General features: G+C 49.6%; 19 protein-coding genes and 1 pseudogene. 8 read left to right on the top strand and 12 right to left on the bottom strand.

Annotated elements, in window-relative coordinates:
* Window positions 1–2: 2 nt before the first annotated feature.
* The gene (locus tag QQ055_RS07125) at window positions 3–743 is read right to left on the bottom strand and encodes a P-loop NTPase family protein (RefSeq protein ID WP_286004440.1); all 741 of its coding nucleotides are present in this window, start codon (window positions 741–743) and stop codon (window positions 3–5) included.
* A 115-nt stretch (window positions 744–858) separates the two neighbouring features.
* On the opposite strand from QQ055_RS07125, the gene QQ055_RS07120 reads away from it, so the two are divergent.
* Entirely contained in the window at window positions 859–1,071 is a 213-nt protein-coding gene (locus QQ055_RS07120; protein WP_286004439.1) for a hypothetical protein, read from the top strand.
* 52 nt (window positions 1,072–1,123) lie between these two features.
* Here QQ055_RS07120 and QQ055_RS07115 read toward each other — a convergent pair whose 3' ends face one another.
* Entirely contained in the window at window positions 1,124–1,282 is a 159-nt protein-coding gene (locus QQ055_RS07115; protein ID WP_286004438.1) for a hypothetical protein, read from the bottom strand.
* Between QQ055_RS07115 and QQ055_RS07110 the strand changes: the two genes are divergently transcribed.
* The 3 genes from QQ055_RS07110 (at window position 1,276) to QQ055_RS07100 (ending at window position 2,633) form a co-directional block, all read left to right on the top strand.
* Complete coding sequence (locus tag QQ055_RS07110) at window positions 1,276–1,677, top strand: hypothetical protein (protein ID WP_286004437.1); 402 nt, start codon at window positions 1,276–1,278, stop codon at window positions 1,675–1,677. The genes QQ055_RS07115 and QQ055_RS07110 overlap by 7 nt on opposite strands.
* A 72-nt stretch (window positions 1,678–1,749) precedes the next feature.
* Window positions 1,750–2,031 carry an HNH endonuclease gene (locus QQ055_RS07105; RefSeq protein ID WP_286004455.1) on the top strand — a complete coding sequence of 94 codons (282 nt, stop codon included), beginning with the start codon at window positions 1,750–1,752 and terminating at the stop codon, window positions 2,029–2,031.
* A gap of 350 nt (window positions 2,032–2,381) precedes the next feature.
* Complete coding sequence (locus tag QQ055_RS07100) at window positions 2,382–2,633, top strand: DUF7219 family protein (protein ID WP_069965659.1); 252 nt, start codon at window positions 2,382–2,384, stop codon at window positions 2,631–2,633.
* Between the two features lie 39 nt (window positions 2,634–2,672).
* Here the strand turns inward: QQ055_RS07100 and QQ055_RS07095 are convergent, their stop codons facing one another.
* From QQ055_RS07095 to def, 4 genes are all read right to left on the bottom strand, one after another.
* Window positions 2,673–3,275, bottom strand: coding sequence for a TerD family protein (locus QQ055_RS07095; protein WP_286004436.1), 603 nt, complete (start codon window positions 3,273–3,275; stop codon window positions 2,673–2,675).
* A 250-nt stretch (window positions 3,276–3,525) separates the two neighbouring features.
* Window positions 3,526–4,095, bottom strand: coding sequence for a TerD family protein (locus QQ055_RS07090; protein ID WP_286004435.1), 570 nt, complete (start codon window positions 4,093–4,095; stop codon window positions 3,526–3,528).
* A 79-nt stretch (window positions 4,096–4,174) separates the two neighbouring features.
* The gene (locus tag QQ055_RS07085) at window positions 4,175–4,744 is read right to left on the bottom strand and encodes a TerD family protein (protein WP_286004434.1); all 570 of its coding nucleotides are present in this window, start codon (window positions 4,742–4,744) and stop codon (window positions 4,175–4,177) included.
* Window positions 4,745–4,880: 136 nt separating this feature from the next.
* Window positions 4,881–5,414, bottom strand: a complete 534-nt coding sequence (gene def / locus QQ055_RS07080) for a peptide deformylase (protein WP_286004433.1) — start codon at window positions 5,412–5,414, stop codon at window positions 4,881–4,883.
* Window positions 5,415–5,608: 194 nt separating this feature from the next.
* Between def and QQ055_RS07075 the strand changes: the two genes are divergently transcribed.
* Window positions 5,609–8,176 carry a hypothetical protein gene (locus tag QQ055_RS07075; RefSeq protein WP_286004432.1) on the top strand — a complete coding sequence of 856 codons (2,568 nt, stop codon included), beginning with the start codon at window positions 5,609–5,611 and terminating at the stop codon, window positions 8,174–8,176.
* On the opposite strand, the gene QQ055_RS07070 is transcribed toward QQ055_RS07075, so the two are convergent.
* On the bottom strand, window positions 8,173–9,453 hold the full coding sequence (locus QQ055_RS07070; RefSeq protein ID WP_286004431.1) for an HhoA/HhoB/HtrA family serine endopeptidase: 1,281 nt from the start codon (window positions 9,451–9,453) through the stop codon (window positions 8,173–8,175). The two genes, QQ055_RS07075 and QQ055_RS07070, sit on opposite strands and share 4 nt — an antisense overlap.
* Window positions 9,454–9,615: 162 nt before the next feature.
* Here QQ055_RS07070 and dnaA point away from each other — a divergent pair, with 162 nt between their 5' ends.
* Window positions 9,616–10,995: a chromosomal replication initiator protein DnaA gene (gene dnaA / locus QQ055_RS07065; RefSeq protein WP_069965654.1), complete on the top strand. Its 1,380-nt coding sequence runs from the start codon at window positions 9,616–9,618 to the stop codon at window positions 10,993–10,995.
* Here the strand turns inward: dnaA and QQ055_RS07060 are convergent.
* Window positions 10,992–11,387 carry a nuclear transport factor 2 family protein gene (locus tag QQ055_RS07060; protein WP_286004430.1) on the bottom strand — a complete coding sequence of 132 codons (396 nt, stop codon included), beginning with the start codon at window positions 11,385–11,387 and terminating at the stop codon, window positions 10,992–10,994. The two genes, dnaA and QQ055_RS07060, sit on opposite strands and share 4 nt — an antisense overlap.
* An 85-nt stretch (window positions 11,388–11,472) precedes the next feature.
* Here QQ055_RS07060 and queG point away from each other — a divergent pair, with 85 nt between their 5' ends.
* Window positions 11,473–12,429 carry a tRNA epoxyqueuosine(34) reductase QueG gene (gene queG / locus QQ055_RS07055; RefSeq protein WP_286004429.1) on the top strand — a complete coding sequence of 319 codons (957 nt, stop codon included), beginning with the start codon at window positions 11,473–11,475 and terminating at the stop codon, window positions 12,427–12,429.
* Window positions 12,426–13,081: pseudogene (locus tag QQ055_RS07050) on the top strand (HAD hydrolase-like protein). Before queG ends, QQ055_RS07050 begins: the two are co-directional and overlap by 4 nt.
* On the opposite strand, the gene QQ055_RS07045 reads toward QQ055_RS07050, so the two are convergent.
* The 4 genes from QQ055_RS07045 to QQ055_RS07035 all read right to left on the bottom strand — a co-directional run bounded on the left by QQ055_RS07045 (window position 13,078) and on the right by QQ055_RS07035 (window position 17,114).
* Complete coding sequence (locus QQ055_RS07045) at window positions 13,078–13,905, bottom strand: SirB1 family protein (RefSeq protein ID WP_286004428.1); 828 nt, start codon at window positions 13,903–13,905, stop codon at window positions 13,078–13,080. The pseudogene QQ055_RS07050 and the gene QQ055_RS07045 overlap by 4 nt on opposite strands.
* A gap of 151 nt (window positions 13,906–14,056) precedes the next feature.
* On the bottom strand, window positions 14,057–14,185 hold the full coding sequence (locus QQ055_RS10910) for an adenylate/guanylate cyclase domain-containing protein (protein ID WP_432806006.1): 129 nt from the start codon (window positions 14,183–14,185) through the stop codon (window positions 14,057–14,059).
* A 5-nt stretch (window positions 14,186–14,190) separates the two neighbouring features.
* The gene (locus QQ055_RS07040) at window positions 14,191–15,747 is read right to left on the bottom strand and encodes an NAD(P)/FAD-dependent oxidoreductase (protein WP_286004427.1); all 1,557 of its coding nucleotides are present in this window, start codon (window positions 15,745–15,747) and stop codon (window positions 14,191–14,193) included.
* A complete protein-coding gene (locus QQ055_RS07035; RefSeq protein WP_286004426.1) occupies window positions 15,747–17,114 on the bottom strand; it encodes an aldehyde dehydrogenase family protein in 1,368 nt (455 codons plus the stop codon). The genes QQ055_RS07040 and QQ055_RS07035 overlap by 1 nt, the downstream gene beginning before the upstream one ends.
* Window positions 17,115–17,123 lie beyond the last annotated feature (9 nt).

The following is a 17,123-nucleotide window of genomic DNA, read 5'->3' as shown; positions in this document are numbered from 1 at the left end:
GTTTAAGCCTCCATTGCGGCGAGTTGGTCTTGATAATGAGCGATCGCAGTATCGGATAAACAGCACTCTTGGAGAGTTTGGGCGATCGCAGTCGTATTCAACCCCACGCCAATTGCTTCTATCCCGCTGACAAATTCCGGTCTTCCCGCTAACCTCCGCGCCTCGTGCAACTGGGAAATTTCACTCTCTCCCCGACCGAATAGGAAATCAAAATAAAATACGCTACCATCCGGCTGATTAAAAATCCCCTTCGCCCGTTTCACCTCGCCGTAAGCGCCTTCCACCAACTCATACCAAAACACATCCAAACTGGGCGGATCGACCACTTGACCCGTCAGCATCGCCCGCCAAATCTCAACATTCGCAATGGGGGTACTCTGGGGATTTCCCACAACGACCCGATCCGCCCAAGCGTGCCATTCAGTATCCTGCAAGCCTTCTGGAACAACGGCCACCCGATGCATCGGCGTTTGAAGGTTAGAGCGTTCCTGGGTTAACTCTAAATGAACGCCGACTTCAATACAAACGGGTGTCCCCTGGGCGAGTTGGGCGGAAATGTCTTGAGGGTCTCGATCCATTGCCACTTGGATGCGATCGCTCTGACAACTCAAATAAGCTGCATCCAGGGGGACGCCTTCTGTTCCTGGCGCTAAATAAAGAACCTCGCGGGGGGCTTGGGCAATAAACTCGGAAATCCAAGTGGTTTTACCACTTCCCGGCGGCCCGGCAACAACAATCATCATGGTTGTATAACAGCTTGTGCCTGGGTTAAATTAAGCTGAGAATGGTCAGGACCGCCGGGAAGTGCTGCTAGTTGGGTAATTCGCCGCAAAGAGTTGAGCATGAGCCTGAATGATAATGATTATCATTTTATTCCACTGGCTCATCTTAGAAGTTAATTGGGATGTCTGTCAATTTATCCATGCCTCAATCAAGATTCTTCGCCTAGGCAAAGCGATCGCCCCATTGGGTTTATGCTCTAATGTTGGGGGTATCTGCGATCGCTCACGCGGCAATCTTAATGCTGCCTCTCCCTCAAACTATTCCCCCAGAAGCGTCTCAGCGTTCTGAACGGGTTCGGTTAGCTTCTCCCCCGCGCCTCGCTACACCACAACCCACGACTTCACCCGCAGCCATTGCAACGCCAAAATCCACAATTTTCACCGACCACCCATTGCAACGCCAAAACCCACGACTTCACCGACACCCATTGCAACGCCAAAACCCACAATTTCACCGACAGCCATTGCAACGCCTCAACCTTCACCCACTCAGGTGCCATCTCCTCTTGCTTCCCAACCTGTAACGCCCGATCTCTTCTTGGAAGAATTTCTGAGAGGATGGGAAACAGAAGTTAACCTTTTTGGGGAATCTTGGACGTTAGCGGAGATTATCGAACTTTTTGGTCAACCGGAACAAGCAGAGCAGTTTTTGGAGTTTCAGCAACCTAAACCGGAGATTGTGGCGTATTATCTGATCCCAGAGAAGACTCCTCAAGAAGTGTACGAAAGTGCGATCGCGCCTCAACTCAATCTTCAGGCAGAATGGTATGGAAGCTATGGTGGAGGTGAGGTGTATGCGATTCCAACTCAGCCTTCAGTCTCTTATCTCAACTTAGTCCCTCTCAATCCGGGAAGCGGCACGCTAGTGGTGATTTGGCAGCAAGCACCGCAGTGAAACCCCTTGTTATAATAGGTGAGGGCGATTCCGCAAAGGCGGATCGGGCTTTTCTATCCCAAACCCCTAGAGATGTACTGCCAACTCTGCCAACGACAACTCGAACGGCTAACGCTTCACCACCTGATTCCTCGACAAAAGACCAAGCGGAAAAACGAGCCACCTAGCGCCACTATTGAGATTTGTTCGGCTTGTCACCGTCAAATCCATTCCCTATTTGATAACCAACACCTGGCAAAAGAGCTGAATACGCTCGAAAAGCTGCAACAAGAACCCCAAATGGCAAAATTTTTGCAGTGGGTGAGGAAGCAAAAACCCGACAAACGCATCCCAGTCAATCGAGCCAAGGGATAAAGCCTGAAGCGGGTTTGCCCTACCCTAACAGTAAACTTCCAGGACGTACTGACGCTACTCCCGGATGCTTATAAAAAGTTCTGTCAAAAGAAAGACACTTTTTGAGTATCCTTCATTCTATCCTGGGTAGATTGTGGAAGGGTTAAAGAGTCTGTAAAGTTATCGCACTCTAGCGACGACGGGTAGGGAAATGCATAAAATAGAGACAGATAGCTTAGGTCTTTGTGACTTTTCTTGATTTCTCGTTACCAGGATTTATCAATCTCGGTAGGAGAGGGGTTTCCGGTCTGAAACACAATCAGACCGTAAAAGGTTGTCAATATACTCAACTTGAGGGGGGTCATGGTTCCATGAATGACTTTCTGTATCCTCGTAGCCGCTATCGCGGGCCAGTCAAACCCGAAAATTTAGCATTTAATGCTAACTTGCAAGAATTCGCTCAACGCGTCTCCTATATCAGCAACTTGGAAACTAATGGTAAACTCACACCAGAGGCAGCTTATGTCCAAGTTAAAGCCTTGTGGAAACAGCTCAAGCGAAGCAAAAAAATGCTGGGCGTTGGTGAAAATCCCTTCCAAGGGAATGACACGGCTAGCAGCTAGCTAATTGGAGAGTGCGGCCTCAGTAGAGTGCTTGCGAGACTATCGATAGGAGTTGACTGCACCTTGTAAGTCAACGCTTAAGGGTTCTCCTAAAGCTCTGAACTGCCACTCTCCGTTCTGCTTATAGAGTTCTCCCATGAGCATATTCACTTTGCCTTGATACGCCGCATTACTGGACAAGCTGTAGCGAGCAACCTCTTTACGGGCAGCATCTACAACCCGCACAAAAGCATTTTCCACTAACCCAAAGTGCTGATTCCGGCTTTGCCCTTGGTAAATATTAACCCCTAAAATAATTCTTTGATAGCGTTCGGCTAGAGTATCTAATTTAACAATAATTTGTTCGTCGTCTCCATCTCCTTCTCCCGTGAGATTATCTCCGGTATGAACAACTGTTTTATCAGAATTGCTCAAATGTCCGTAGTAAATAACATCTTCGCTAGGGCTTCTCAGTTTTCCCTTATCTGATAAAAGAATAGCATAGGCATCTAAATCAAAGTCGCTGGAGTTTCCGCCAAACAAGCCTCCAAAAATTCCTTTAGATTTGGCTACATCCCAGCCTAAACCTAACATGATTTGAGAAAGGTCATGTTCTTTTTTGTTTAAATTGATAGATTGACCTTTTTGTAGGTTAATTGCCATGATTTCTTACTCCTTATAAATCTCGCTCAAAAGGGGATAAATTGACTCAAATTCATCCCCCAATGTGTTGTCATAATCGATTCGGACTTCAACCCGGTTTGACTGACAATCAAGTTAGTAGGTTAAGTTAAGGTACCAAACTCAACACAAATCTAGCTGCTGTTGGGTTTCGCGAGGCTTAACCCAACCTACAATAGAATGGGACTTTCAGCAGTTTTGTCAGTCGATTGGACATGAACTAACAAGGTTACTAAGCGTATTGGTTGACAAAGCCTTGTAACCCTTCATTATACCCTTGACCAACGGCTTGAAATCTCCATTCGCCTTCTTTACGATACAGGCGACCAAATTCAATGGCGGTCTCTCTGGAGAAGTCTTCATCTAGCTCGTATTTGGTGACTTCTGTATTGGTTTCTAAATCATAAATACGAATAAACGAATTTTTGACTTGACCAAAATTTTGATTGCGTTGGCCGGCTTCATGAATCGTCACCACAAACACAAGTTCTTGGACGGAAGGGTCAATTTTATCTAAAGCGAGATTAATCGTTTCGTCGTCCCCTTCACCCGCTCCCGTGCGATTATCGCCTTGATGAACAACTGCACCATCGGGAGATTGTTTATTGTTATAAAATACAAAAAACTTTTCTGTGGGAATTTTGCCATTTGTCCCTAACATAAACACAGAAGCATCCAAGTCATATTCTTGACCTGTATCGGTTTTATTAGCACCCCAACCTAAGCCTACTCCGGCTTTCTTCATACCGGGGGCTTCTTTGGTTAAGCTAATTCTTTCACCTTTGCTTAAGTTAATTGCCATGATTAGACCTCTGGTTGAGCAACTGATTCGCTAGCGTTACTTGGATAGATTGGCTTTCACGCTTAATCGACTTTAGCTTCTAGCTAAATTGGGTAACAAAGCCTTGCAAGCCGCCATTGTAACCTTGTCCTACGGCTTGGAATCTCCATTCCCCATCTTTACGATAAAGACGACCAAATTCAATCGCCGTCTCTCTAGAAAAGTCTTCATCTAGCTCGTACTTGGTGACTTCTGTATTGGTTTCTAAATCATAAATGCGGATAAATGAATTTCTGACTTGACCAAAATTTTGCTTCCGCTGTTCTGCTTCGTGGACAGTGACAACAAACACAATTTCTTGAACGGAAGGGTCAATTTTTTCTAAGTCTAGATTAACTGTTTCGTCGTCGCCTTCACCCGCTCCCGTGCGATTATCCCCTAGATAAACGACACCGCCTTCTGGAGACTGTTTATTATTGTAAAATACAAAGAATTGCTCGCTAGGGATCTTCCCATTTGCGCCTAACATAAACACGGAAGCATCTAGGTCATATTCTTGACCAGTATCGGTCTTATTTGCATCCCAGCCTAGACCTACGCCAGCTTTTGTCATGCCAGGAGCTTCTTTAGTTAAGCTAATTCTTTGACCTTTACTTAGGTTAATTGCCATTCCCAAAACCTCTTATCGATTGGTAATTTGCTAGTGCTATTTTGGCATAGCCCCAAAGTTCGCTTGCAGGTGAGATAACCCTACCTCTAGATTGCGATCGCCATTTAAGCAACAATCAGGGATTTTTTAGGAAAATTTAAGATTGCGACTGGAGGAGCAATTGATAATCTTGTTCTGAGAGCAACTCTTGAGAATTCTCCACTCGGTCGATAAAGAGCAATCCATTGAGATGATCGAACTCATGTTGAAAAATACGCGCGACAAATCCTGTTAAGATTTGCTGTTGAATCTGCCCGGTGGGGGTAGTATATTCCACTTCCACTTCTGAGTAGCGCGGGACTAGACCTCGAATTTTGGGAATGCTCAAGCACCCCTCCCAACCTTTTTCGACTTCTGAGGAGGTCGCAATCAGGCGCGGGTTAATCATGGGGGTTGGGGACATTTCCGGCGCGTGGGGATAGCGAGGATTGGGGCGCGACGCCACGATCAATAACTGATAGGATAAACCGATTTGGGGGGCGGCTATCCCTACTCCATTAGCAGCTTGCATCGTCAGCGTTAATTGCTCAATCGTAGTTTGCAGACTGCGATCGCCCACAACCTCAACCGGGCGAGCCACTTGGCGTAAAATGGGATGATCGAGCAAGCAAAGGGCTGGTAGATCGCTCATAACTCTTGAGAAAGTCTATTCTTGAGCCTCGATCGAGGGTAGCAGACCTCAAAAGGCTCTCACTCCACAGTAGCATCTGGTACTCAACCGTAGAGTTTCACCCGCTTGGCAGGGTCACAAATTGAATGCCATGCTAGAGATGCTAGGGGTCGAGGAAGACCAGCAAAACTCCCTCTGCATTAGGAGGCGCGAGCATGTCGTTTCACTTCATTAGCTCAACTCAAGTTCCGCAGGTTCCGAAAGCGACTCCATCAGCGCCGCCTTCCTTGCTTGTCCAAACTCATCGCTCAGAAGCGTTCCAGACCAGCGATCGCCAAACAGCTTTAACCTATAATTTTGCGAACGTTCAGATTTGCCCGCCTTCAGCTTCAACCTCTGCGACGATTCAACCCTCGTTGAGGGGTGGACTTTCCCACAAACCGATGTCTCGTCCCAACCAGAGCGATCCTCAGCCGTTGCTGCAAAAGGACGCAGGAGAGGACGAACGCCTCCTTGAAAGACAACCTCGTGCGATCGCTCTATCTTTGCACGAGAACTTCCAGATTCAACGCGAGGGTGGAGGGGGTTCAAGTTTACCTCAAACGGTTGAGGAGTTGCGATCGCAATTAATCGCAATGGGTTTGCAGGCCGCAGAAGTTGGCTCGGATGGGGCTTTAACAGAGGCGCTGGGATGGGAAGGCCCCCTGAGCTTTGAGCGCATTTGGAGAACGTTGAATGCCCTCAGAGGTGGCGGAGGTCGGCGAGGACAAGCGGGACGGATTGTTCGGGCCTGGAATACGCATCTAGATGATTTGGGTATTGGCGATCGCTGGCAGAGTATCTTGCACTATGTTCGCAACTTAGAACGATTGGCAGAAACGAGCCTAGGGACGAACTACCTAGAGGCTATTAGCGAACGTAATATGCCCACCGTGCGGATTGCTGGGGCGCGGGTGGGGGTTCATCCCCGCGCTGTGTACTTTGTCGCCGCCGCCCAAGTGGGAATGGACGAACGCGGAACGCAGCCCCCAGTTGGGGAAGGTCACTTTATTCCCACAGCAGGCTTTTACCGAGTGCTGCGCGATATCCACGCAATGGCTAAACAACTGGGGTTTGAGGATGGGGGGAGGCGGCGTCCCCGTCGCCCCCGCACCACGGGTATTGAGCGGGGTCAAGCGATTTTCAATACGCTGAAATCGCAACTGCTGCACATGCTGGCGGTGTTGCAGGCTCAAGCCGAACAACGCGACATTCCCGGCTACGGTCGCAACGAGCATATAGAACCGGGATTGCAAAATTATCTCTTACCGAAGCGATCGCGCCTTGAAGGGTTGCCCGATCCGTCCGATCCCGACTCTGCCGCCGCCGCCCGCCAACTGCTAGATATTTTAGGAGCGCTTCCCGGTGGCGAGGAAATTCATCACGGCTTTGGTTCGATCGATCCGCACGGAACCGATCATGCACTCGGATTAGCCATCGATTTACATCACGGTCGAAATCGGGGGGGAACCTTCCAAAATTTTGGCATTAAAGCGCCCTATATCCCTTTTATCCACTATTTAATTGAGTATTTTGGCTCGCGAGAAGGACTTGACCCCACTTTGCGTCCGCAGAGCGTCCATCGCCTAACGCCCCAAGATGCCCAAGCTTTAGCCCGATTGCTTCAAAACTACGGCGAAGCTGCTACAGAACAACTCCTCGCTCCAGCAGCCCAAATTTCGCCCGCAGAAGCCCGCCAGCGTCAGGGGGATCTGCGGGCGTATCGCTTGTTGCAGGCGCAAATTCAGCGCGAACTGTGGCGGCGGGCGGCTCGCTTGCGTCGGGCAACTGCCGCTTCTGCTGTGCGTCACTATCCGGCAGACTTGCAAGGGCAAATTGGACAAGCCCTTCAGCAGGTGAGGGCAGACAATCCAGCGATTCCAGGGTTAGCCCCGGCACATTTGGTGAGGATTTTGACCCAACAAATTACGATGATGGTGCGTTTGTATTCAGCGGCACAACGGGCGGGGATAACGATTCAACAAGCGGCAGATGCCCGTTTAACGCCTCAAGAGCAAGAGATTTTGGGTGCAAATGCGCGCGATCGTTCTCGGCTGATGCGATCGCTCAATGGGCGAGAACGTCGCCACATGCAACGCTTATTACGCGTCCAGCGCTCTCGTCAGACCGCGATCGCCATCTTACAGCAAATTCATACCCTCCCCGATCCGCTACTCCCGTTGCACATTCAAGCCGTTGCGACCTTACTGCCTGCCACCCATGCCTATCAGCACGCTCAACGCGAACCGCTGGTGCGTTTAGTGCGGACGGGAGGATTTCGCCAATGGCTGCGCCTGGTTCGGGAACGTCCAATTTACGATCAATCGGCGGTGATGGTGGAAGCGCTTGATGATGTTCGCAGCCACCCTTCGGAAGGCACTCACTTTTATGGGGGTCATCACTGGACAGTCGCTTCCCGAACGATTTTGGAAACCCCACAAGCTTATGGGGATATGGTCTTGCAAGATATGCGCCGCCGTTCGATCGAACAGTTGGAGCGGATTCTTTGTAATATGGCTGAAAGTGCCGGAGGACGGCGAATCTTGTTTGGAGAGGGCGATCGCGCTGCGGATGCGTATTTCTTAGAAACGCTGCAACAACGCCTAGCAGAAGAATCGACGACTCGCGAAGAAATCCTCGAACGCGTGCGCCAGCGGGTGGTAAGCCCGTATGAAGGAGTCACAGGCACATCTGGTCAACTGCTGCGAGAATTGCGCGATCGCGGCTATTTTTTAGACGCCTAATTTTGGCTGGGTAGGGAACCGAGTTCGACCACTAGGCTTAAGGTGCGATTTTGCCGCAGAATCTCAAAGCGCAACTGACTGCCGACGCTTTGCGCTTCAATCGCGCGTTGGACGCCATCAAAACTGGTCATGGGTTGCTCGTCGATGGCTTGGATGATATCTCCGACTTGCAAACCGGCTTTAGCGGCGGGTGCATTGGGGGTGACGCCGACAATTAACACCCCTTTATCGGTGGAGACGGTTAAACCTTGGGGGCGATCGCGATTAATTTTAGCTCGCATGGCAGGGGAAAGCGTCACCATGCGAATCCCCAGATAGGGGTGTTCGGCTTTTCCGGTTGCAATCAGTTGTTGGGCGATCGCGCTGGCGGTATGAATGGGAATGGCAAACCCCAAACCTTGCGCCCCGCCAATGATCGCGGTATTCATGCCAATCACTTCGCCCGATTGATTGAGCAACGGCCCGCCGGAATTACCGGGGTTAATTGCGGCATCGGTTTGAAGAAACCCCACCCGCTTATCGGGGACCCCCACATCCGAACTCGACCGACCCGTGGCGCTGATGATACCCGCCGTTACCGTATTATCTAGCCCTAGGGGATTGCCGATCGCGATCGCCCATTCCCCTGGCTTGACGCTCATGGAATCGCCTAGCGTGACTGTAGGTAAATTGGCGGCGGGAATCTTAACGACTGCCACATCCGTTAAGGGGTCTTCTCCAAGGACTTCCCCGGCGAACTCCCGACCATCTTTGAGCGTCACGCTAACGCGATCTGCGCCCGCAATCACATGGGCGTTGGTGAGAATAATCCCTTGCGACTCCATAATAAATCCCGAACCCACTCCTTGTTCGATCTGCGATCGCTCTGGGGGTTGAAAAAATTCATCAAACAACGGATTAAAGGTAAAATCCCGTTCTCGGCTAGCCACCGTGCGCGTGGCATCAATTCGCACCACCGCCGGGCCGACCTTCTCCACTGCCGCTGCGATCGAGTTAGAATCGGAATCGATCCACCCCTGTAAAGGGTGAAACGCAGGAGCCAAAGGAGGTTGCACGGTGATTTCGGATGGGTTCAAAAGGCGATCGCCCGCAAACGCCACCCCCGCCCCCGCAACCAAGAGTAAGATGTAAACGGCTGTATTGCCCCAACCTTTATCGGTTCCATGAGTTTTGAGATCGGTACTTGGAGAAGTGACTGGATGCGACTCCCTGCTAACCCAGTCAGCTTGATGAGCATCAAAACTTCCCTCTTCGACCTGATGATGTTTCCTACTCATGGTGGCTTTAATCCTCATATTTGGGCAAGCGGGTCGTTATCTACTATTCTGACTGAGTAACTTCGAGTCCGGCTTGCACCCATTGACTGAATTCAGCATTATTAAACTCTCCTCAAACGTATAGTATGAGGAGCTTTCCGGGTTATTGTGGAGAATCAGAGCGTGGAAATTCCTTTAGAAAGTCTTTGGAGTCAAACATTAGAACGCTTACAACTACAACTGAGCCGACCCACATTTGAGACTTGGATTAAAACGGCAAGTGCAGAACGCCTTGACAATAATTGTCTGGTGATTAGCACGCCCAATCCGTTTGCTCGTAACTGGCTGCAAAAATATTACATCAAAGCGATCGCCGAAGTTGTTCAAGAAATTCTCGGTCAGCCCGTAGAAATTTCGATTATTGTTGCGAGTACCTCCGAAAACGCTAGCGCCGGTCAAACCGATGTCCTTTGGCCGTCTCCCAATTCTCCCTCCCCTATTGAATCAAGCGCAACTCATCCCCGGCCTACGGATCTCAATCTCAAGTATATTTTCTCGCGATTTGTCGTCGGTGCCAATAACCGCATGGCCCATGCCGCCGCTTTAGCGGTTGCAGAGTCCCCCGGACGCGAGTTTAACCCCTTGTTCTTGTGTGGGGGGGTGGGTTTGGGGAAAACGCATCTGATGCAGGCTATCGGTCACTACCGCCTGGAAATTCGCCCCGACTCCAAAGTCTTTTATGTTTCTACTGAAAAATTCACCAACGATTTGATTACTGCCATTCGCCAAGATGGGATGCAACGGTTTCGCGAACATTACCGCGCTGCTGACGTGCTGCTGGTGGATGACATTCAATTTATTGAAGGCAAAGAATACACCCAAGAAGAGTTTTTCTATACCTTTAACACGCTGCACGAAGCCGGAAAACAGGTGGTTTTAGCCGCAGATCGACCGCCGAACCAGATCCCGCGCCTGCAAGAACGGTTGAGTTCTCGGTTTGCAATGGGGTTAATTGCTGATATTCAACCCCCCGACTTAGAGACGCGGATGGCAATTTTGCAAAAGAAAGCCGAAGACGAACACATGCGCTTGCCGCGAGATGTGATTGAGTATATTGCAACGAACTATACCTCCAATATTCGCGAGTTAGAAGGGGCCTTAATTCGCGCGGTGGCGTATATGTCAATTTCGGGCATGGCGATGACGGTGGAAAATATCGCCCCCGTTTTAAATCCGCCTGTGGGGAGTGGGGAAGTTTCCGCACAGGTGGTGATGGCGACTGTGGCCGATGCGTTTGATGTGTCAGTGGAAGACCTCAAAAGCAATTCTCGCCGCCGGGAAATTTCTCAGGCCCGTCAGGTGGGGATGTATCTGATGCGCCAGCATACGGATCTGAGTTTACCGAAGATTGGCGAGGAGTTTGGCGGCAAGGATCATACGACGGTGATGTATAGCTGCGATAAGGTGGCGCAACTTAAGGAAAGCGATCCGGATATGGCGCGGACGTTACGACAATTGAGCGATCGCATTCAACTGGCCAGTCAATCTCAAAACCCGATCTAAGCACGGGAACGCAGTTTGAGGAGTTCTTGAGGAGAGGCGATCAGTTTAACGGTGACGCTGGCGATCTGGCGATCGGGGTTGAGGATAAAGAACCAAGCTACATTGACGGTAAATAGCGAGGTTTTGACTTTCCCGGTAACGTGGTAAGTGCGATCGCCCTGTTCTTCGATCTGGCGGGGTTGGAGTTGCATTCCCGTGGCTTCGGCTTGCAGGTATTGCGCGATCGCCTCCGGGCCGATAATATCGGACTCGAAGGGGGGATGCAGAATGCCCTCTGAGGCAAACAGGGCGGCTGTTTGCGCGTAGTCTTGGGCGTTCATGGTGGCGAAGTATTGCGCGATCGCTGGGATCGGCAAAGTCTGGGTTGTTTGCGTCCGATCGGTGGTTTGCATAAGGTTGCGTTTAACAAAACAGCTTTGGCGGTTTTTCTATGATCGAACAGCAGCCGTTTAAAACACCTGTGCCTAGGGAAGGATCATGAATTTAAATGCCGATCGGGTTAAGCAAAAAGCATTAGAACTGGGGTTTCACTTGGTAGGAATTGCCTCAGTGGATAATGAACTGGTTCAGGAGGCGGTAGAACGCCTGCAAAGCTGGCTGGCGTTAGGCTACCAAGCGGATATGGCGTGGATGGCGAACCCCCGCCGCCAAGATGTGCGCGAGGTGATGCCGAATGTGCAGTCGGTGGTTTGTGTGGCGCTTAATTACTATACGCCCTACCAACGCCCGCCTGGGGCTAAGTATGCCAAAATCTCTCGCTATGGTTGGGGACGCGATTATCATAAGGTGATGCACAAGAAGTTGAAGGCCTTCAGTCTGTGGCTGGAAGCGCAAGGGGTGCAAACCCGCTATTATGCGGATACGGGGCCGGTGCAAGATAAGGTTTGGGCGCAAGCTGCCGGACTCGGTTGGATTGCTAAAAATGGGAATGCGATTACCCGTCAATATGGATCTTGGGTCTTTTTAGGCGAGGTATTGGTAGATCGATACTTAACGCCGGATCGCCCGCATATGCAACATTGCGGCACTTGCACGCGCTGTTTGGAGGCTTGTCCGACGGGGGCGATCGCGCAGCCGTTTGTGGTGGATGCCAATCGCTGCATCGCTTATCATACGATTGAGAATCGCGAGGCCGATCTCCCGGAGGCGATCGCGCCGCATCTAGAAGGGTGGGTAGCGGGGTGCGATATCTGCCAAGAGGTTTGTCCTTGGAATCAACGTTTTGCTCAACCGACGGATGTGGCAGATTTTACGCCTTATCCCCATAATTTAGCCCCCACGCTGGCAGAATTAGCCAATTTGTCTGAGGAAGAATGGGATCGGCGGTTTGTGGCTTCGGCTTTACGCCGCATTAAACCTCAGATGTGGCGGCGCAATGCCCGTGCTAATCTTGAGGCATCCCTGGAGGTTGCTTCCGCTCATCCCAATCCATGAGTATTAAAGTCATTCTGTTTGATTTTGATGGTACTTTGGCCGATACGCTGGATGCGATTGTAAGAATTACCAATCGTTTATCCTCTGAATTTGGGTATAAACCTGCTAGTCCAGAAGATGTTGTGCGGCTTAAACAACTGACTTCTAGGGAGGTGATTCGACAATCTGGGGTTTCGGTCTTTAAGCTACCTTTTTTGTTACGAAAGGTGCGATCGGAGTTAAATCAGGAGATTCATTTACTGGCTCCGATTTCGGGAATTCGAGATGTTTTGTTGGAGTTAAAAGCACAGGGCAATCAGTTGGGAATTGTCACGTCAAATGCTCAAGAGAATGTTTTGTTTTTTCTAGAAAACAACAAGTAACAAACCTTCTTGATTTTGTTTATTCGGAGATGAAGTTGTTTGGCAAGTCGCGGGTGATTAAGCATTTCCTGAAGCGAACCAATCTGTCTCCTCAATCCGTGGTGTATGTGGGCGATGAAACGCGCGATATTGAAGCCGCACAACAGACTGGCATTCAAGTCATTGCGGTGGGTTGGGGATTCAATTCACCTGAAATTCTTGCCAAACATCACCCGAATTTTTTGATTCATTCTCCTGAAGAGTTAGCTGTCGTTATTAATCGGTTAAAACAACTGAAAGGAGAGGATTAAAACAATCCTCTTTTGAGTTGGTTTATGAGTTGGAGAATTACCGGGGCATCTTCAGCCATTGGCAGGCGATCGAGGTAGCTTTCTAGGTCTTGCATGGCTAAGGTTCGACGTTGAAGTTGATAGTAAAGCAAACCGCGATCGCGCAATTCTAAGGGCGAATCGGGAAACAGGAGTAAAATCCGTTCAATCGCCGCTAAAGCTTTGAGTTGTTCTTGGCGCGTGAGGTAAATCATTTTCAGATTGGTTAGCATTCGCGCTAAGATTTGCCGAGAATTCACCGGAGGAATAACTTCGGGTGTTAATTCAATCGCCCGCCCGTAAAGTTGTTTTAATTTGTCTTGACAATCTTCGGGAAATAAGATTTCACCGCGATTAAACACATCGATAAAAATTCCGGCGTCGGCAAAATTCGGACGAACTAAAAAATGTCCCGGCATCCCAATCCCAATCATGGGAAAGTCAATCCGTTTAGCCACTTCTAAATAAATGACAGCTAATGTAATAGGAATCCCCGTCCGCCGATCGATTACCTCATTGAGGAAACTATTGCGCGGATCGTAGTAATTGTCAGTATTTCCGCAAAAGCGCAAGTCTTCATATAAGTAACGATTCAGCGTTTGCACGACTCGCAAAGGATAGCGTTCTGGGGGTAAGCGTTCCTCCACTTCCTGAGCCATTGTATCCAGCGCATTGAGGTACAATTCAAACTCTAAGTTGGGATATTCTTCGGCGGCGATAGATAGGGCAGCTTTGGCTAAATTAATCTGGGCGTCAGGCTGTTGAACTTCTTGGTAGAAGTGCTGTCTAGCTAGGGGAAAATCCATAGGTCTTATTGTAAAAAGGGCGATCGCTATCCGTGGCGCTGGGCTGGTTTAAGGGTAAGGTGCTAATTGACTGACACTCACTGCTGAAAGTCCGATGCTGGCTGCTGTTGGGTTTCGGATCTCAACCCAACCTACGCGACTCTCTTGATTGTCAGTCAAGCCGGGGTATGGCGATTGATGCTTGCTGGGGCAATCTTCCTACTACCCTATAGGCATCGCCAAGGGTTTTAATCTTCTCTAGGTGATATTTAATTAAAATCTGGGTCAGAGTTTGTCTCAAATCTGCTAATGCTGGTAATCCTTTCCAGAACCATATTGCCAAGCCTCTACAAGACGTTGACCATAATAGCGTTGTTTTGGCGGGAGATTATCGATCCAATCACTGATTCCCATCGCTTGACTCGCAGCATACAACCCCGTATAAACGCCCAGGTTAAGATAATGTCTCATCCAGTTCAGTAACATCCCTAACCCTACTTGGGGAACCACTTTAGCAATCAAACCTGGAGAACTGAGGGCTGTTTCGATCAACGTTTGCGTCAACGGACTAAACTGTACCACATCCTGTAAAAACGGACGCAGCACGTCATCTCCTAATTTATCCATAATCGGGAACACAACCGCGAGCAATTGGTTAATTTGCTGCGGATCGAGGTTTTGCTGCATCCCCATACTCATCGCCCGCTGAAATAGCCAGGTGACAGATAAATTCGGCTGATAGGGTTGCAACCGGGCAAGGGCATTGGCGCTTAACACATCCGCTTCTAAGGCGCTGTCTATGCCCTTGGTTAGCCGTTGCAGGTGGCGAATGGTTGCCCCAAACCCGCCAAAGCTTAACGGAGATTGACTGCCGCTACTATCTCCCACGGGTAAAATCCGGTTGAAGGGCGTTTTTAAGGGGCTATCTTGATAGCAGGGGAAAAAGCCAAACAGGGCGCGTTGAAACTGCAATTGGTCGAGTTGAACCTGTTGATATTCCGGTAAAAGGCGGAGATATTCTTCAAATAGGAATTCTAAACTGAAGCGCTGCGGATCGGCATCGAGATAGGTAAATAGGTAGGTGGTTCGCCCATCTCTGGCGGGGAAAGCTTCCCAAAAGTATTGACACTGGTGGATTGCAGGCGTGAAGCTGGCAATTAGATCGCCGCTAGAGTTTTCCGGGTAGCCCGTAGCGCAACTTCCCACCACTAAACACACCGCATCGGGGGTTTTGCCGTTTCGGGCTTGGCGAACGATGGGGGAAAAATGCCCCATTGCATCAATCAGCAGGCGAGTGGTGAGGATTTGTTCTCCGGCAGAGATTTGGACGCCGTTGGGATGAATTGTGGCGCTATTAAAGGGCGTGTTTTCCAGCAGTTGACCGCCTGCTGATAGAAATCTGTTTTTTAAGGTTTCTAGTAAATAAACGGGGTCTACGCCGATGTTAAGGACATCTCGGACGAAAACTTCAGGGTTACCGGGAAAATAGATGCGGGCGGGGTTATACTCAGTGGCGATCGCCCTTTGGAGTTCTTCAGCGGTTAATAACCCTTGTTCAACCAGGGTGGCAAATTCATCGCGAGAGATATTCCATTCTTGATCGCGCCCCCGCAGTTTGCCTCTTTCTAACAGCAAAACCCGCCTTCCTCGCAATTGTAAGGCTGTGGCGATCGCAATTCCCAACGTCCCCCCACTCACCACCACATCCCAGTCAAGGTTAGGCAATTCGCCTATCTCTGAGGTGACAACCCCAGGAACGGGTAATGTCTGTTCTCGAAGATTCTGCCAAAGCCGATCCGCCTTCCGCAGCCCCCCCAAAACATCGCCGTTCAGTTGTGAAAGAATTTGTTCGGTTAAAGTCATTAGCGGATAATTTTCTTAATCAAATCCAACTTCCCTGCATAAGGGGCGTAGCGCCAGTTGAGATCGAGGCGGAAGCCTTTTTTGAGGACGCTTTTTTGGTGAGAGAAGGTATCGAAGCCAGCTTTTCCGTGATAGGAACCCATACCGCTATTACCGACGCCGCCGAAGGGTAAGTCAGCAACGCCAATGTGCATAATCGTATCGTTGAGACAAACGCCACCTGAAGAGGTTTGTTCTAGGACTTGTTGCTGATGGGCGGTATTTCGGGAAAAGAGGTAGAGGGCGAGGGGTTTGGGTCGGGCGTTGATTTGGGCGATCGCGTCTGAGAGATCGCTATACTCTAAAACCGGGAGGATGGGCCCAAAAATTTCTGCTTGCATGATGGGCGCATCCCAACTGATGTTATCGATGACGGTTGGGGCGATGTAGCGTTCTTCGGGGAGGGTATCTCCGCCGATAATGATGTTCCCATCGTGGAGTAAGCTAGCGAGGCGGGAAAATTGCTTTTGGTTAATGATTCTGCCGTAGTCGGGGCTTTTGGCGGGGTTCTCGCCGTAAAATTCGATAATTTGCGCTTTAATTTTATCAAGTAAAGCGGGCTTGATTTGGCGATCGACGAGTAGATAGTCGGGGGCGATGCAAGTTTGTCCGGTGTTGAGGAATTTTCCCCAGGTGATGCGTCTGGCGGCGGTGTTGAGGTCAATATCGGTATCGACGATGCAGGGGCTTTTTCCGCCTAATTCTAGGGTAACGGGGGTGAGGTGTTTGGCGGCGGCTTCCATAACAATTTTGCCGATGGCGGTTCCCCCGGTAAAGAAGATATGGTCGAAGCGTTGGGCGAGGAGTTCTTGGCTGGTTTCAACGCCGCCTTCAAGGGCTGCAATGTAGTGGGGATCGAAGGTTTTAGTAATTAAGTTAGCAATAACTTGGGAGGTACGGGCGGCAATTTCTGAGGGTTTAACAATAATACAGTTGCCAGCGGCGATCGCGGCAATGAGGGGAGAGATGACTAAGTAAAAGGGATAGTTCCAAGGGCTAATAATTAGAACAACCCCTAATGGTTCTGAGTAAATTTGGGCACGGGCTGGAAATTGGTCGATGGGGACTTTAACGTTTTGCGGCTTTACCCAAGATTTCAGCTTTTTGAGGATATCTTCAATTTCTCTGACGACGCCAATTTCAGAGAGGTAAGCTTCAAGTTCGGGTTTCCCTAAATCGGCGTTGACTGCGGCAATGATGTCGTCTTTGGCGTCTAAAATTGCTTGTTTTAGTCGCTTGAGTTGAGCGATTCTAAACTCAAGGGGGCGGGTTTGACCTGTTTGAAAAAACTCTCGTTGCTGTTGCAGAATTTGCGGAATGGAGTGCATGAGTTTAAA

It is taken from the genome of Geitlerinema calcuttense NRMC-F 0142 (assembly GCF_030285425.1).
Note: the sequence above shows the minus strand (reverse complement) of the source record. Positions and strands in the feature narration are given on the sequence as shown.

Coding starts and splice junctions, on each gene's coding strand:
- QQ055_RS07125 (WP_286004440.1), bottom strand. CDS start 743: ATGATGATTGTTGTTGCCGGGCCGCCGGGAAGTGGTAAAACCACTTGG.
- QQ055_RS07120 (WP_286004439.1), top strand. CDS start 859: ATGATTATCATTTTATTCCACTGGCTCATCTTAGAAGTTAATTGGGAT.
- QQ055_RS07115 (WP_286004438.1), bottom strand. CDS start 1,282: ATGGCACCTGAGTGGGTGAAGGTTGAGGCGTTGCAATGGCTGTCGGTG.
- QQ055_RS07105 (WP_286004455.1), top strand. CDS start 1,750: ATGTACTGCCAACTCTGCCAACGACAACTCGAACGGCTAACGCTTCAC.
- QQ055_RS07100 (WP_069965659.1), top strand. CDS start 2,382: ATGAATGACTTTCTGTATCCTCGTAGCCGCTATCGCGGGCCAGTCAAA.
- QQ055_RS07095 (WP_286004436.1), bottom strand. CDS start 3,275: ATGGCAATTAACCTACAAAAAGGTCAATCTATCAATTTAAACAAAAAA.
- QQ055_RS07090 (WP_286004435.1), bottom strand. CDS start 4,095: ATGGCAATTAACTTAAGCAAAGGTGAAAGAATTAGCTTAACCAAAGAA.
- QQ055_RS07085 (WP_286004434.1), bottom strand. CDS start 4,744: ATGGCAATTAACCTAAGTAAAGGTCAAAGAATTAGCTTAACTAAAGAA.
- def (WP_286004433.1), bottom strand. CDS start 5,414: ATGAGCGATCTACCAGCCCTTTGCTTGCTCGATCATCCCATTTTACGC.
- QQ055_RS07075 (WP_286004432.1), top strand. CDS start 5,609: ATGTCGTTTCACTTCATTAGCTCAACTCAAGTTCCGCAGGTTCCGAAA.
- QQ055_RS07070 (WP_286004431.1), bottom strand. CDS start 9,453: ATGAGTAGGAAACATCATCAGGTCGAAGAGGGAAGTTTTGATGCTCAT.
- QQ055_RS07060 (WP_286004430.1), bottom strand. CDS start 11,387: ATGCAAACCACCGATCGGACGCAAACAACCCAGACTTTGCCGATCCCA.
- queG (WP_286004429.1), top strand. CDS start 11,473: ATGAATTTAAATGCCGATCGGGTTAAGCAAAAAGCATTAGAACTGGGG.
- QQ055_RS07045 (WP_286004428.1), bottom strand. CDS start 13,905: ATGGATTTTCCCCTAGCTAGACAGCACTTCTACCAAGAAGTTCAACAG.
- QQ055_RS07040 (WP_286004427.1), bottom strand. CDS start 15,747: ATGACTTTAACCGAACAAATTCTTTCACAACTGAACGGCGATGTTTTG.
- QQ055_RS07035 (WP_286004426.1), bottom strand. CDS start 17,114: ATGCACTCCATTCCGCAAATTCTGCAACAGCAACGAGAGTTTTTTCAA.